Source organism: Paraburkholderia sp. NMBU_R16 (assembly GCF_013282575.1).
Taxonomy (GTDB): Bacteria; Pseudomonadota; Gammaproteobacteria; order Burkholderiales; family Burkholderiaceae; genus Trinickia.
In genome coordinates this window covers 1-14,249 of sequence record NZ_JAAAYE010000083.1, presented here as the reverse complement: position 1 = coordinate 14,249, position 14,249 = coordinate 1, and the positions used below count along the sequence as shown (strand labels likewise).

Annotated in this window: 13 protein-coding genes and 2 pseudogenes; 12 read left to right on the top strand and 3 right to left on the bottom strand. The window is 62.7% G+C overall.

Translation table 11 applies throughout. The features are described from left to right. Positions 1-119 precede the first annotated feature (119 nt). Together GWC77_RS25265 and GWC77_RS25260 are read right to left on the bottom strand one after the other, a co-directional pair. Positions 120-905: pseudogene (locus GWC77_RS25265) on the bottom strand (cation:dicarboxylase symporter family transporter); the annotation flags it as partial. After that, on the bottom strand, positions 889-1,554 hold the full coding sequence (locus GWC77_RS25260; protein WP_173261450.1) for a GntR family transcriptional regulator: 666 nt from the start codon (positions 1,552-1,554) through the stop codon (positions 889-891). The pseudogene GWC77_RS25265 and the gene GWC77_RS25260, both read right to left, overlap by 17 nt. A gap of 162 nt (positions 1,555-1,716) precedes the next feature. Between GWC77_RS25260 and GWC77_RS25255 the strand changes: the two genes are divergently transcribed. Then, positions 1,717-2,208: a GNAT family N-acetyltransferase gene (locus tag GWC77_RS25255; protein WP_173261448.1), complete on the top strand. Its 492-nt coding sequence runs from the start codon at positions 1,717-1,719 to the stop codon at positions 2,206-2,208. A gap of 120 nt (positions 2,209-2,328) precedes the next feature. Here the strand turns inward: GWC77_RS25255 and GWC77_RS25250 are convergent, their stop codons facing one another. Continuing rightward, entirely contained in the window at positions 2,329-2,667 is a 339-nt protein-coding gene (locus GWC77_RS25250; RefSeq protein ID WP_173261446.1) for a hypothetical protein, read from the bottom strand. Positions 2,668-2,779: 112 nt separating this feature from the next. Between GWC77_RS25250 and GWC77_RS25245 the strand changes: the two genes are divergently transcribed. From GWC77_RS25245 to GWC77_RS25195, 11 genes and pseudogenes are all read left to right on the top strand, one after another. Continuing rightward, positions 2,780-3,970: an AAA family ATPase gene (locus GWC77_RS25245; RefSeq protein ID WP_367949106.1), complete on the top strand. Its 1,191-nt coding sequence runs from the start codon at positions 2,780-2,782 to the stop codon at positions 3,968-3,970. Further along, entirely contained in the window at positions 3,971-5,017 is a 1,047-nt protein-coding gene (locus GWC77_RS25240) for a ParB/RepB/Spo0J family partition protein (protein WP_173261444.1), read from the top strand. It abuts the gene before it with no gap. 322 nt (positions 5,018-5,339) lie between these two features. Then, on the top strand, positions 5,340-6,641 hold the full coding sequence (locus GWC77_RS25235) for a Replication protein O (protein ID WP_173261442.1): 1,302 nt from the start codon (positions 5,340-5,342) through the stop codon (positions 6,639-6,641). Between the two features lie 155 nt (positions 6,642-6,796). Next, positions 6,797-7,060 carry a type II toxin-antitoxin system ParD family antitoxin gene (locus tag GWC77_RS25230; RefSeq protein ID WP_367949105.1) on the top strand — a complete coding sequence of 88 codons (264 nt, stop codon included), beginning with the start codon at positions 6,797-6,799 and terminating at the stop codon, positions 7,058-7,060. Further along, positions 7,057-7,389, top strand: a complete 333-nt coding sequence (locus GWC77_RS25225) for a type II toxin-antitoxin system RelE/ParE family toxin (protein WP_173261440.1) — start codon at positions 7,057-7,059, stop codon at positions 7,387-7,389. The genes GWC77_RS25230 and GWC77_RS25225 overlap by 4 nt, the downstream gene beginning before the upstream one ends. Positions 7,390-7,403: 14 nt before the next feature. Continuing rightward, positions 7,404-8,496, top strand: a pseudogene (locus tag GWC77_RS25220) (hypothetical protein). A gap of 489 nt (positions 8,497-8,985) precedes the next feature. Then, entirely contained in the window at positions 8,986-9,852 is an 867-nt protein-coding gene (locus tag GWC77_RS25215; RefSeq protein WP_217283404.1) for a hypothetical protein, read from the top strand. A gap of 61 nt (positions 9,853-9,913) precedes the next feature. Continuing rightward, positions 9,914-11,761 carry a phage integrase family protein gene (locus GWC77_RS25210; protein WP_173261438.1) on the top strand — a complete coding sequence of 616 codons (1,848 nt, stop codon included), beginning with the start codon at positions 9,914-9,916 and terminating at the stop codon, positions 11,759-11,761. Positions 11,762-11,967: 206 nt separating this feature from the next. Beyond that, positions 11,968-12,246 (top strand): HU family DNA-binding protein, encoded by a 279-nt coding sequence (locus GWC77_RS25205; RefSeq protein WP_173261436.1) that lies wholly within the window; start codon positions 11,968-11,970, stop codon positions 12,244-12,246. Positions 12,247-12,396: 150 nt separating this feature from the next. Next, on the top strand, positions 12,397-12,768 hold the full coding sequence (locus tag GWC77_RS25200) for a hypothetical protein (protein ID WP_173261434.1): 372 nt from the start codon (positions 12,397-12,399) through the stop codon (positions 12,766-12,768). Positions 12,769-12,888: 120 nt separating this feature from the next. Then, positions 12,889-14,049: an ImmA/IrrE family metallo-endopeptidase gene (locus GWC77_RS25195; protein WP_173261432.1), complete on the top strand. Its 1,161-nt coding sequence runs from the start codon at positions 12,889-12,891 to the stop codon at positions 14,047-14,049. Positions 14,050-14,249: the final 200 nt, after the last annotated feature.

Genomic DNA, 14,249 nt, shown 5'->3' with positions numbered 1-14,249 from the left:
CGCCACACCGATTCCAATTCTTCTCTTGCGAAGGCCGTCATCGCTTGCCCCTCCTGAGCGAACTCAATGGCGGCATTGTGCGATTGCCTTTACGCGAACTCTATAACGCCCATGGCTTACCGCTTACTGAAGGCCAGGATCAACGGTTGACTGACGTGCTTGATGACGTTGAGTGGTGAATAACCCGCGGCCCTGATGACACCGCTCAGAACCACCCCGAGGACGCCGAGTCCCAAATACGCAACGCCAAGCAGTTTGACCAGCGGAAGCAAAGCAGCCAGACCCTTAGACGCAAGAAGCGTCGCGATCGCCGAGAAGATTGCCAGGGGCGACAATGCTACGACCCATTCGACTATCTTGAAGAGCGCAGTCATCATCGATTCGATGACGCGAATCATTGGAACAGCACTCTCTCCCGATGCGGCCAAGGCTGTCCCCAGCAACACACCGAAGACAAGCACGGGAAGCGAGTTATCCCCAGCGAGCGCCCCAACGACATTGCCCGGCACTAGGTCGACGGCAAACTTCGTCCAGTCGATCCCAGCCGACAAGTTTTTCGGCATCGGTGCTGTCTGTACCAGATGCGCGTCTGCTCCGGGGTGAAACAGCACGTTCAGACCCAGACCGAGCGCAGCCGCGAGCACTGTGGCAACGACGAAAAAAGCGATGCTGAACAGCGCAGTCTTTCCCAATCTCGAATGTTGCGCCGCAGCTCGATAGGCTCCAAGCGCGACCGAAAGCAAAATGATCGGCATTACGACCATTTTGACAGCGTGGGCGAAAATCGTTGGAACGAAATTCAGTTTGCTCGTAGCTCCCGGCATGAAGATCCCAAAAACGATACCGAATGCTAGCGCCCCTAGCATCTGAAATGAAATGGGTATTGGATTACGTCGCTCGCTCATGCTCGCCTCGAATGAATTTGATCCTTGTGTCAGTACCGTCCAAAATGTGATTCCACATGTGTCTACGAGCCGATTCAGGATCCCTTGACCTTACTGCCGCGTAAATTTCCAAATGCTCCTGCGTTCCCCGACGCACGATCTTAGCATCGTGCCGAATCAGCTCGTTTAGCGCCAAGCCAGTCTGCGCCCGAAGCATTTTGTAATTTGCAAATAGTCGATCGTTCTTGGAGGCCGCAAACAGTTCTTGATGGAACACCCATCCTATGTGCTGCTCTGTCCACAGATCGGTATGTTTGGCCTCCAGTAGGCTTTGCAGCTTCTCAGCCGCTTGATCAAGATCCGGCGTCGGGCCTTGAATTGCAGCCAAATAGGCGGCTATGCTTTCCAGCCCAAGCCGCACTTCGAAGATGTGACGCAAGTCCTTCTGGCTAGGCGCGGTGACGAATGTTCCCTTTTTCGGCACAACCTCAACCAGTCCTTCGACAACAAGACGTTGAATCGCGCCGCGTATTGGAGTATGTCCGATCGACAGCTGTTCGATCATGCTTCGGGGCGAAATCGGGTGCCCGGGCAAAAGACGCCCATCTAGAATGCGCGTTCGAATCTCTGTGTATGCTATTTGAGTATCGGATTGATCACCATTTGGCATGTGAGATCTCAGTGATGTATTCTGCTTCCAAGCAAAGACAGCTTGCGATATTACTCGATTACGTAGGAAAAAAAAGCCTCCTTGATTTGGTCGTTTCCGTGAAATCGATTACGATCTCGCCATATCTAAGGGCTACTGTTTTTTAACGGTCAAAATTGCGAGATGCCTTCATTCAAGAAAAATTTGCTCTTTTCAATCCATTACATTTCGGCCGAGCAAGCATTCCCGTTGCGGCAATCGGTCCTTCTCGATGGGACAAACGAGTCTTGCCGGTTTCGTGGCGACGACGACGAAGGAACCTTGCACGTCGCCGTTTCGCAGGGAGACCAGATCGTTGCGGTGGCTACCGTATGCTTGGAGTCACTTCCGGGTTGCAGCAGTGATACCGCGTGGAGACTTCGTGGGGTTGCCGTCGCGCCTGACGCTCGCCGGTTTGGTTTCGGCCGTGTGTTGATCAAGGTTTGTTGCGAGCACGCTCGGCGTCACGGCGGCCGGCTCGCATGGTGCACGGCCCGAGAGTCGGCCAAGGGCTTCTATGAGGCGCTGGGATTCACATCGTCCTCCGCCCCGTTCACACTGCCGTCTCGAGGCGAACTTCTCTTTTACGAGATGCACTACGTTCTGCCTGGCATCCCCGCACAGGACGGTGAGTAGACGGTCCATTTTCGGCGCGCCTGCAGATCAAGGCGCCTCCTGGCCGGCGGCTGCATAAATCTGGATGCGTTGCGCGATGTCCATGCAAGCCACAGAGCGCCCACCATATTCCCGCTCGTGTCATCGAGAGCACGGCGTCGTTAAGGTAGGGATGCACATCGCGGCCGAGCTCAGGTCGAAGCCGTGCTGGTGGATTCGTCGCCAATCGTTGATCGCATAACCGTTGCGCCGCGCGGACTCGCGCGCTTCGCGGAAACTCTCGCGGGTGACGATCGTGCGCGGCTTGCCAGTATCGGCAATGTGTTTTTCGATGTGGTGTTCGACGGGAAGACCGTTTCGCAGCCCCGCGCCGAGGAGAAACGCCTCAACGGCGGCGCCTTGCGAGATCCTTTTTTTCGTCTGTGCGATACCCAGCAACTGACTGTCGCAGCAGGACCCGTGGTCGAGGGCGCCCACCACCGGTCGAAATTCCTGAGAGTTTACTTGAAGTTTACCGGGTCCCCATTTATTCTCCGGTTAGCCGCATTTTTGCCGACAACCGGGAAACCCGCCAGTTACCAGGACACTAACCGTGAGCACTATCGAGCCCATACCGACCAGGCTGCCCGAAGTGGATCAGTCTTTGACTGTCGACGACATCATGTCGCTCGCGGCCCAGGCCGAGAACGTCCTAGATCAGATCCGGGACGCCATGCTTGAGCCGTACCCGCGAAAAAAAGCACCGATGTTCACGAGCGCCAGCGTCGCGACGCTGTGCGGCCTCGACAAGGCTCGCCTCAAATACTTGTCAGCAAACGGTAAGCTTCCTACTGGTACTTCTCGCGGAGCGGGTCGTGCTAAGGAATACACGTTGGAAGAAGCCATCGCGTGTATCCAAGCAACGTCGAAGCGCCCCACCCGGCCGCCGGGCAAGCGTGGGCGAGTGTACGCCATCGCAAACTTCAAGGGCGGAGTCACGAAAACAACCACCACTGTAGCGACAGCGCAGGCGCTATCGCTGCTTGGTCGTCGCGTACTGGTCATCGATTCAGATCCACAGGGCTCCTCGACTCAGCTGCTCGGTTATAGCCCTGAAACTGAGGTCAATGACGACCAGACACTGCTACCGCTTTTCTACGGCGAGGCATCGTCGCTCGCTGGCTCGATCCGCGAAACGTATTGGCACAACGTTGACCTAGTGCCAGCGTCGATTTCGTTGTCCGATTCGGATTTCGCGGTCATTTCCATGCTGCTCAAGGACCGCCACTTCGAATTTTGGGACATTCTGAACAAGGGGTTGGCTTCGCACCTCAGCGATTACGACGTGGTAATTATCGACACCCCGCCGGCGCTCGGCCAGATAACCACCAACTGTCTAGCTGCGGCCGATGCAATCGTTCTGCCCTGCCCTCCCGAGGGTTTGGATTTCGCTAGCTCGACGCAGTTCTGGCGTCTTTTTTCAGAAGTCGCACGGCGACTCCCGGGCGTCCGCGAGCACAAGCGCTACGACTTCGTGAACGTGCTGATGACCAAGGCAAAAAACACGGAGCAATCGAGAGTCGTGCAGGGCTGGCTACAGAAAGCCTATGGTACGCGCGTGCTCCCGATCTCGATCCCAGACTCGAGTGTCCAGGCCGGTGCGGCAGCGATGCTCTCAACGATCTACGACTTGTCGAAATCCGACGTCAACAGCCAGTCATACGCGCGAATTCGAGAACCGTTCGACCAGCTCGCTGATTACCTCGATAGCCAGTTGGTGCGCGCATGGGCAAGGGAGGTGTAAATGGGCATCAGTAAAAAGCTCGCCGAACGGACCAGCAACATTCAGGCTACCCCTACGATGGATCGAACAACGGCGAAAGCTGATACTCGGCTGACGACACCGGGTCGACTGCTCGACGCGCAGTTGCATATCAAAGAAGCCGAAGACCGCGCTGACGCCGCAGTGGCCGAGGCCGCGACGGTAAAGCAGCAGCTCGACGAGGCTCGCGCTCTGATCGAAGAGCTGCAAAAGTCAGGGCAAACAGGGGGCGCAGCAGAGGTCGACATCGCAACCCTGATCGAAAAACCGGGTCGTCGCCGGGTCCTGTCGCCGACAGAGTACGAAGAGCTCAAGGCCAATCTTGCTGCGAATGACCTCATCTACCCTGTTGTCTACCGTCCGTTGGGCAATGGTAAAAACGAGATCGTCGCGGGGCACAATCGGGTAGCCATATATCGAGACGAGCTCAACCGAACGAAGATTCTTGGGATCCGGTTCGTCGGCGACGAGCGACAAGCAGAGCTCGGTGCGACGTTTTCGAACTTGCTGGCCCCTTCCCTTCCGGACTTTGAGAAGTACAGGCAATTCGTCCGCCTTCAGGCCGAATCCGGGTTTACCCGATCCGACGTTATCAAGGCCTCTGGCCTCAGCAGCTCGCACGTTTCGAGGATTCTCGCATTCGACAGCTTGCCTCCGGAAGCGCTCGAGGCAATTGCGAAGCGCCCGGATCGCGTTGGCGGAAATGCGGCGGAAGAGTTCGCAGCCCTCGCCAATAACGGCAATGCGCAGGCCGTTGTGAACGCTATCAAAAAGCTCATCGAAGATGAATCCCTGACGCAAAAGCGAGCGCTAGAGATGGCGCGCCCGAAGGCGCCAAGGGTTCCGCTTGCGATTGCTCGGCCGATCAATATCGGCAAAAAGAAACTCTGTGAGGTCTCAGTCCGTAGCGGGGTGATCGGCGTGCGGTTCGCTGGAAAAGACGGGGATGCGGCCGCGACGAAGTGGGTTGATAAGATCGAGCAGTTTATTCGGGATGAGATCGCTCGTGAATCACTCGGCGGGGAATGATCCTCCCAACTAGGGAACCGAGCAAAATCAAGGCGTTACGATTTCGGCGAGCAGAAGCGCAACGCCTTCCCTACTAGGGAATCGTTGAAAATCAAAGCGTTACAGGAAAAGGAAAATGGCGATGCCATAGCAATCGACGCAACAAAAGCAAAGGCCCTCGGCTGGAACCGAAGGCCTTTTGCAATTCGGGCTTGACTGGAATCCCGCCCGTCTATCGCTCCATCCGGCTGGAACCGGCTAGAGACTCGACATCTCGGAGTGTAGCGGATCGCGACTGACAGTCAAGCGTAGACCGACCATTTTTTAGAAATGGGCGCTGGATATGTCTATCGCGCAACGCTTTGTTGCTGGCGAGGGTGATGTGCACCCTGCCGATCGAGATGTCGCCGAGCAAAGTCTCGACGATGAGGCCCTGTCGGAATTCACCTGCGACACCACCAATCTACCGTGGGTCGTCTTTCGAGCCGCCTTTCGCGCGGAACATCTGTCGGCGTTACCGGCACGCGCCCGCGCACTCCTTGCCGCCCTCGCGCGCACTGTCGATGCCGATCGGCCTTACGCTGCGATTTTTGCCCGGCGCGAATTGCTGACCGGACGGTCGATGCAGTCAATGCGTACCTTCTATCGCAGCCTCTGCGACCTGGAAGCGGCAGGACTGATTCACCGCCCACCGCAGAAGCGCCACGGGGATGCTGGCTTGTTTGGCCGAGCCTATCTCCATCTCACACCCAAGGCGGCTGGGTTGCTCGGCCTAGTGAGCAACGAAGTCGATGGCAAAGCCGCAATTAAAGGCGTTACGTTTGAGTTGGCGCCGCGAGAACACGACAACACGACCAGCTCAGGCCACCCCGGCACCAATGCGAACTTGCCGTCTGCCAGCGTGGCAGACGGCGGTATATATAAGGATCTTTCCCCTACTGCTTCTCAAAAGAGACAACCAGGCAAGCTCCCTGCCGATCTCGAGCGCCTGTGCTCCCTGGGTCTTCGAAAATTTCTGGTCTTCAAACTCATGCGCGAAGCGCGCCAAAACGGAAAGCGTTTGTCCGATGTCGTCGACGTCGCCTGGGACCATTTGCGTGTGGCACACGCACCAATTGCCTACCTGCGTAAGCTCCTGAAGGTACCTGTCGACTTCGCGTATCAGCGCGTTGCCCGCGAGGCTGCCGCTTTGGAGTCGCAGACTGCGGCCACGAATGCGGAGCATGTCCGTGAAGGAATCATACGCAGTGCTGGCCGAACGTTTTTCGACATGCAGGGGCAACGTCGCTTCGAGGTTGCGCCGGACGCAAGTACGCTGACGGTCCGTGATTTGCGAGAGCCTCAAGCACGCGTCGCGGTGTCTGGTTGGCAGTCCGATTTCGTCGCCGGGCTCGAAGCAGGAAGGTTGCTCCCAGGCACCCCCGAGCTTGCGATGCAGTTCGACGAGCAGCTCGCGCAGGCGTTGCGAACACGGCCATCGCCCACATCCCAACCGCAAGAATCCTCCGGATCAAATACGCTTGCGCGATGTGCCCAAAGGGGAGAGACGCGCCAAGCCACGCCGATTGTGCTTGACCATCTTGCACAGCTCAAAAATGTCGTGGCCGGATTGGCCGGACGCGGCTCGAGGACCGTGAACTGGTAAGGGACGCGCTGCCCGAACTCGTCACCGCTGGGAAGTCGCCGGAGCAACGATGCCGGCAAAAGCCAGCCGATCCGCAATCGCGCTGCGCAGCCAGGTTGAAAGGAGTCCAAGACGCGAGTAGGATAAAGTAATGTAAAGCACCACAGGAGGCGGTTGTGCGAAACAGTCAACAGATGAGCATTACCTTGCCGAAGGAAATGGCCGAACTGGTGCGCTCGAAGGTGGCCAGCGGCGAATACGCGTCCGAGAGCGAGGTCATTCGCGACGGGCTGCGCTCGCTGGCCGCACGTGATCGCGCACTCGAAGCGTGGCTGCGCAACGAAGTCGTGCCGGCGGCCGCGGCGCTCGAGGCCGATCCGGAGCGCGCGCTGACACCGGAGCAACTGCGCGAGCATCTGGCTCGCAAGCGCGCGCGGTGAGTTCGCCGGGCCCGCACTACCGCGTGCAATTCGCGCCGGAGGTCCGCGACACGCTCGATGAAATCGAGGCGCGCATTGCGGCCGCCGGTGCGCCAGCGACCGCGGCGCGCTACATCGACGCGATCGTTGCCTATTGCGAAAGCCTGGCGACGTTTCCGTGGCGCGGCGTGCCGCGCGATGACCTGTTGCCTGCCTTGCGGGTGACGCACTACCGCAAGCGCGTGGTGATTGCTTACCAAGTGGCCGGCCAAACGGTCTCGATCGTCGGCGTCTATTACGGCGGCCAGGACTACGAGGGGCAGTTCGCCGACGAACCGGGCGAGCCTTGAGGAAGGGGAGCACGATGCGCAGGGAGTACGAGCTGCAAACCGATGTGCTGGCGACGATCGTCGCCTCTACGCCGGTCACCCCCAAAGCACGCCGATTTGCTGGCTGCGTTTGCCTCGCGCACCGACTACCGCGGCGCGCGCTACGTCATGACGCGCGATGTCTATGGCGAGCGACCGGCGCGGATTCTCGACGCCGACGATCGCGAGATCGCGGCCGACTACCGCACGTGGATCGAGGCCGAACTCGAGCAGCATGGCGGCTCCGTGCGGGCCGTGTGGGCGGCGCACAAGGACGCCGGCTATCGGCTGACCGAGGTGCAGCCGCGGCTGTATTACTTCGTGCAGGACCGCGGCGGGGCGCAGGACAATTTCGTGCAGATCGAGGTCTGGGAAGAGCAGGAATTCGTCGAGACGCGAGCTCTTTCCACGGCAGGAGCATTACGGTTTGCCGACCGCTGACGAACTGCGGCGCGGCTCCACCGGCATGGCCGTGGTGGACACCCTCGAGCGGCGCCCGCTCGGCGCGCCGAGCTACCGGCTCGAGGCGGTGATCGACATGCAGCGGTTCATGGCGATCGGCGACGCGGCATACGCGGCGCGACGCCGCGCCGACGGTGAGCAACGCTGGATCGAAACCAACCCGGCGACCGGCGAGCAGCGCGTGGTCACGGCCCGCGAGCTGATGCCGGGATACCACCAGCTGCGCTGGGCGAGCCGGCGCTTTTTCGACGACTGGAGCGCCTCGAGCGCCGGGCGGGCAGGGGAGCGCGCCTGCCTGCGCTGGAGCTTCAACACGTCCGATTACACCGACCCGAAGGGCGTGCGGCACCTCGGTTTCGTGCCGCAGTGGGCCCACACACGCAAGATCGCGGAACTGAAGAACACCGGCGAGCTCGACGTCTATAGCCTCTACGGCAAGCTCACGCGGCTCGACGAGCGCATCGGTCACCGCGGTTCGCCTGGTACTTCTACGGTCTGCACGGCAACCTCGTCAAGAGCGGCCAGATGGTGCGCGTGCCCGAGGCGGCCGAGGACGGCCTGATCGTGCTGCCCGAGCACGATTATCAGGTGCTGCGAGCCTGGCACGCAGCGCCGTACGGGTTCTGAGGGACAGCCCGCCAGCCAACGAACCCCGGCCGCGCGCCGGTTTTTTTACGGAGGGTTTCAATGCCGCTAAGTCGTATTAGCAGCATGGCGTTTAATGGGTAAAATCGGGAATAATCTGCTTTAAGCTGGGTTCCGGGGGAGGGCGGATAGGTAGTTACCCTAGACTTGCCCGTCATCCCCCCGCGCCGCGTCTATCCGCTCCGGCAGGCGCTTCGCTGCCTGCCTCGGCCGCCGCGTTCCGCCCGGTCGAGAACGCGGAGGGTCGGGCGGCACCGAGCACGGTTGATCCCATCGTGTGGGCCGTTTCCTCCTGTCGCCACCACGTTGGTAGGATGGGATGGCCGCCAAGTGGACCCGCCGGGCCGTAGGGCTCGGGATGGGGGTTCTGCTGCTGTGGCCCGCCGTGGCTCGGTAGCCGTGAGGTGACCTTGACCCGCCCGTTGGGGCGGGGTGGTCGATTGATGTTGACGCGCGCAGGAGGCGTGCCCGATGAAGCATCCCGACCCGCGGGCCGCGCCCGCCACGCCGATCGAGCGCCGCTCCGACCCGCCGTCGCCGGCGCTCGCGGCGATCCGCGCGGCACTAAGCTGTCAGGCCACCCCGATCGTCGATCGCCCCGTCGCGCTTGACAGCGAGATTGGCGCGGCCACGTATGGCTTGCGCAGCTCCGAGAGCCACACCCTGTACGCCGACGTGCCGCTCACCGCGATCGTCGGGCTCTTTCACAAGAGTTTCGCGCCCGAGGCCAGCACCTGGCGCGCGCTGTTCGACGGGCTGCCCGGCCGAGGCTGGGGCCTCGAGACGCTCGCGTCGTTCGAAGCGCAGATCGGCGACGCGCCCTTTCCCGCGCCCAGTGCGGCGGACCCCTTGATCCTGCGCGCCTATGGCGGCGCCGTGGTGGGCGTGAACGGTATCCACCGCCTGGTCGCGGCCGTTTGCTGGCTGGCGGCCCGGCACGGGCCGCGCGCCGCGCTCAAGAAGGTCGCGCTGCAGTGTTATCGCGTCAACGCGGGCGCGCTCGGGGTGATGCTCGATGCGGCGCACCGCGGGGACAAGATCGACGCGGCCTATAACGCCGACTGCGAAACGGTCCTGATTCGCACGCATGCGCCGCATGCACCACGCCGGGCCGCCTGCTGGCGTGTGACGGGCGACGGGGTGTCCCTCGCCGAGGCGCCGGGCGCGGCGACCGGCGGCTGGCTCGATGCCTGGCGTCGATGGGCCGGCTACCGGCCGCGGGCCGAGGCGGGCTTGCACTGGCAGCCGGTGTCCGACACGGTGCTCGCCGCGCTCGCCGATGACAGGTGGCTGGCCGAGCAGCTCCAAACGCCGCGCTACGTCGACGTCCCTCGCTAACGGCGGCCGCCGACCGAACCACTGACCCACTGACCCACTGACCGAACCCCCGACCCACGCCATGGCCAATCAACCGCAGCAACTCGAGCTGCCCGCGCCCCGCACCTACAGTCGCACCGAGTTCACGGCGCTGCGCGCGCGCGTGAAGGGGCTGTCGATCGCGACGATCGCGCGCGCCTACTTCGATGCCGAGACGACCGAGCCACTCGAGGTCGAGCGGCTGTTGCGCACGATGCGTGACGACCTGGTGGCGCTCGCGCTGCGCGAAGGCTCATCGGTGCTCGTGGCGCACCTGCACGCGTCGATCGCCAAACATGGCGAGGTGCGCCTCACGCCCGTCACGCTGCAACTCATCGAAGAAGCGGCGGGGCAGTGGGCCAAGGCGCGGCCGACGATCGATCATTCGCTGTCGCGCTGGTTTCGGCCACTGGTGGCCGAACGGCTCGCCGGCGAAGGGCTCCGCACCGTGGGCGAACTGGTCGCCTTCATCAACCGCCGCGGCGGCAGCTGGTGGCGTTCCGTCCCGCGCATTGGCGTGGGGCGCGCGCGCGTGCTCGTGGCGTGGCTGCGCCGGCATGCTGAGTCGATCGGGCAAGCGGTCGAGCTCGAGGTCGAGCTCGCCGACCCACTGGCCGCGCCGGCGCCGATCGTCATTACGAGAGGCGCGCAACAGTTGGCGCCGCTCGAGCGGCTTGCGGTACCTGCGGAGCTGTCCGGTGCGCGCGGCGCGAACCGCGCGCCGGGATTCGCCTACGTGCGTGCGGCGCACGACCTGGACGCGGTACGTGCCTATCTGCACCGCTACGACGAGCGCCCCCAGACTCAGCGCGCGTACAAGCGCGAGCTCGAGCGCTTGGTCCTGTGGTGCGTGGCCGAGCGCGGCGTCGCGCTTGCGTCGATGACGGTCGAGGACTGCGAAGCCTACAAATCCTTCCTGAAGCTGCCCGCCGAGCGCTTTACCGGGCCGCCCGCGGCGCGCGCCAGTCGGCAATGGCGCCCGTTCGCACCGGGCGGTCTTTCGCCGGAGAGCCAGCGCTACGCGGTGCGCGCGATTCGCGCCGCGTTCACGTGGCTCGTGCAGGTGCGCTACTTGGCGGGCAATCCCTGGCGGGCTGTGACGGATCCGGCCACGGTCAAGCGCGCCCGCAAGCTGCAAATCGAGCGCGCGCTCCCGTTCGACCTATGGTCGCGCCTGCGCGCGACACTCGCCGATCGGGCCGCCTTGGACGGTGCGGCCGGCGCGCGTTGGCGAGCCGCGCGTGCGCTGCTGCTCATCCTGGGCGACGGCGGCCTGCGCATCGCCGAGGCGGCCGCCGTCGCTCGGAGGGCGCTCGTCTGGTTGCCGGCCGACGACGAGACGCCGGCGAGCTGGCTGCTCGAGGTCATTGGCAAGGGCATGAAACAGCGCTTCGTGCCGGTCGGCGACGAGTGCGTCGACGCGATTCGCGCGCATTGGCGCGATCGCGGCCACGCTTTCGATGCGGGCAGTGCCGAGGGACCGCCGGATTTGCCACTGATTGCGCCGCTGGTGGTGCCGCCGACGCCGCGGGCCCGCGCGAAATTCGGCGCCGAGGCTGACCAGGGCACGCCCGGTCTAGCCAGCGCCCAGGGCGGCTATTCGGTAAGGGGCGCGCGTGGCTTGACCCGATGGGCCATCGATCGGCTGCTCGAGGCCACGCCGGACTTGTCAGAAGCCGAGCGACGCAAGCTACATCGCACGTCGCCCCACGCGTTTCGCCACACGGTCGCCACGCAGATGCTGGCGAGCGGCGTCGCGCTCGAGGTCGTGCAGCGCACGCTCGGGCACGCCTCGCTTGGGACGACGTCGATTTACGTGTCGCCGGAAGAGGCGCGCTTGCGTCGCGAAGCGGCCAAGTACCACGCGCGACTCAGACAGCCCGAGCGGTAGCTCCGCATGGCTGTTCGCCAGGGCTGCGTCACGCTCAACGCTCGCGGTCAGGGCAGTCATCGGATGTCGCGACGGGTTAGCGTGCCGCCTTCTGGCCGCCTCCCCGGCGTCGCGCTGACGTCGGCCAGCATCAGGTTGGCTTGGGTTTGCTGATGAGCTGTGCGATGCGGTAGGGTGCGGGTTTCACTCACAGAACGAGGCTATCCATGAACAAACAGGGACTGATCGATGCGGTCGCCGATCGCACCGGCAGGAGCAAGGCCGCCACCGGCGATGCCATCGATGCGGTGCTCGAGGCGATCATGCGCGCGTTGAGCGCCGGTGACGCGTTGCACCTGGTCGGCTTCGGGTCGTTCTCGAGGGGGCAGCGCGCTGCACGCACGGGACGTAATCCGGCGACCGGCGCCGAAATCCAGATTGCCGCGGCAAGGACGGTCAAGTTCACGGCCGGTAAGGCCTTCAAGGATGCCGTCAACGCGTCATGACGAAGGCGGCGAGCACGCCCCGTGCCCCCGGCTGCACAAAGAAGTGGGCCGTGTCGTCGAGTCGGCGCGACGCACCGCGCCACGCAATATCAGTGTGGCGATGACGACCGCCCGCGCGCAGTTCGACGCCGCCGGGCAGGAGAAAATACCATGCATGACGATGCCTTCGTGAGCCACCCTCGCGAACCTGTTGGCCGGTGCAGTCTGGCCCCGCTAGAGGCCCCGCGCGCGCTGCTACTGAGTGCACCGCCCACGCCCGACAGCAACGAATTGCGCATGCTCGAGGCGCTGGTTGTCGAAGCCGTCCGGGTGGCCTTAGCCGTCGGTCAATGCACCGAGCGCTTTCATGGCTGGCGGATCAGCGTGCGGGTCGAGCGCCCCTCACCGTCGTGGACCGCGGCGGGTGGCCCGCAGGCAACACTCGACATCTATCACCACGACATACTGTGGCAGCATTCGACGTGGCACCTGGAGTGGCTCAGGGGGCCGCGCCCTGCGCCGCAGGCGGTTCTGTCGCCATAAACAATTGGCAACCTAATCGGTTCCCTGGCTGGCCTGCAGGAACGTGGGCCGCGTACAATAATTGCCCATCAGCCAACAGTAGCCATACCGACCCTCGGGGGCGCCCACGCCAAGAACGACATGCCAACCATCAACCCTGACATTCTGCTTTGGGCGCGAGAAACGGCTGGTCTCTCAATCGAGGATGCCGCCGTGGCGCTGCGTCTCGGCGGCGCACGCCTCTCTGGTCTAGATGCACTGAAAGCGCTCGAGCGCGGGGAAAGGGAGCCGACTCGACCCCAGCTGCTCAAGATGGCGAAGACGTATCGCCGGCCGCTGCTGACTTTCTATCTCGAGAAGCCGCCGGCGCGTGCCGATCGCGGCGAAGATTTTCGGAGCTTGCCGCCGGAGCATCGGCAAGAGGACGCCGGTGCGCTCGATGCGCTCGTCCGCGACGTTCACGTTCGGCAACAGCTCGTCCGTACTGCGCTCGAGGAAGCTGAAGAAGCGCAAGCCCATCCGTTTGTTGGCAGCATTAATCTGCAGATGCGAGTCAACGACGTGGCCAAAAAGGTTGTTGGAGCACTGGGCTTTGATCGCGGCGCGTTTCGCCACAAACGGACCGTCGAGGAAGCATTCACCTACCTGCGCGACCTGATCGAGTGCACCGGCGTGTTTGTGCTGCTCATGGGAAACCTCGGTAGCCACCATTCCAACATCCGCGCCGAGGTGTTCCGGGGTTTTGCGATCGCGGATGATGTCGCGCCTTTCATGGTGGTCAACGACCAGGACGCGAAGTCTGCGTGGTCCTTCACCGCCCTTCACGAACTCGTTCACATCTGGCTCGGGCAAACGGGAATCAGCGGTGGAGTTCCCGAGCAACGCGCCGAAAAGTTCTGCAATGACGTCGCGAGTCGTATCCTGCTCGACGACGCTGAGCTGGATGCCTTCGCGCCCGATCAGCGGACCGTCGACGAGCTTGCCGCCGAGATCGACCAGTTCGCCCGCTCTCGGAATGTGAGCCGACCGATGGTCAGCTACCGCATGTTGCAGCGCCGACTAATCTCGCTGGACCAATGGCGCGAGCTTAACGGCAAGTTTCGCGAAGCGTGGGTCCGAGAGCGTGCAACCAGGCAGAAGGGAAGTCCCGACTATTACACCGTGAGGCGACATCGTCTCGGCGGCGCATTGCTTCAGCTCGTAAAAAGAACAGTGGACGAGGGGATCTTGACGCCGACCAAGGCCGGTCAGGTTTTGGGTGTGAAACCGCTTAATGTCGCAACCCTTCTGGGGGCTGCATGAGTGGCGGTTTGGGGGTGACCCGTTTCCGTGGACGGTTAAGCAGTTGAATTTTGGTTCGGCTGATTTCCTCCAGGTTGGGCGCTTGCGCGAGTTGTCCACGGTCGGTCGGCGGGTCGCCTATCACGACCACGACGCCGGCCGGCGGTGGGCAACTCGCTAGCAGCGAGCATTTTTTGTTGATGCAACGTTTCGTAGCGGAT

Bases quoted from the DNA above. Each gene is read 5' to 3' on its own strand.
- GWC77_RS25260 (WP_173261450.1), bottom strand. From the start codon at position 1,554: ATGCCAAATGGTGATCAATCCGATACTCAAATAGCATACACAGAGATT.
- GWC77_RS25255 (WP_173261448.1), top strand. From the start codon at position 1,717: ATGCCTTCATTCAAGAAAAATTTGCTCTTTTCAATCCATTACATTTCG.
- GWC77_RS25240 (WP_173261444.1), top strand. From the start codon at position 3,971: ATGGGCATCAGTAAAAAGCTCGCCGAACGGACCAGCAACATTCAGGCT.
- GWC77_RS25235 (WP_173261442.1), top strand. From the start codon at position 5,340: ATGTCTATCGCGCAACGCTTTGTTGCTGGCGAGGGTGATGTGCACCCT.
- GWC77_RS25215 (WP_217283404.1), top strand. From the start codon at position 8,986: ATGAAGCATCCCGACCCGCGGGCCGCGCCCGCCACGCCGATCGAGCGC.
- GWC77_RS25210 (WP_173261438.1), top strand. From the start codon at position 9,914: ATGGCCAATCAACCGCAGCAACTCGAGCTGCCCGCGCCCCGCACCTAC.
- GWC77_RS25205 (WP_173261436.1), top strand. From the start codon at position 11,968: ATGAACAAACAGGGACTGATCGATGCGGTCGCCGATCGCACCGGCAGG.
- GWC77_RS25200 (WP_173261434.1), top strand. From the start codon at position 12,397: ATGCATGACGATGCCTTCGTGAGCCACCCTCGCGAACCTGTTGGCCGG.
- GWC77_RS25195 (WP_173261432.1), top strand. From the start codon at position 12,889: ATGCCAACCATCAACCCTGACATTCTGCTTTGGGCGCGAGAAACGGCT.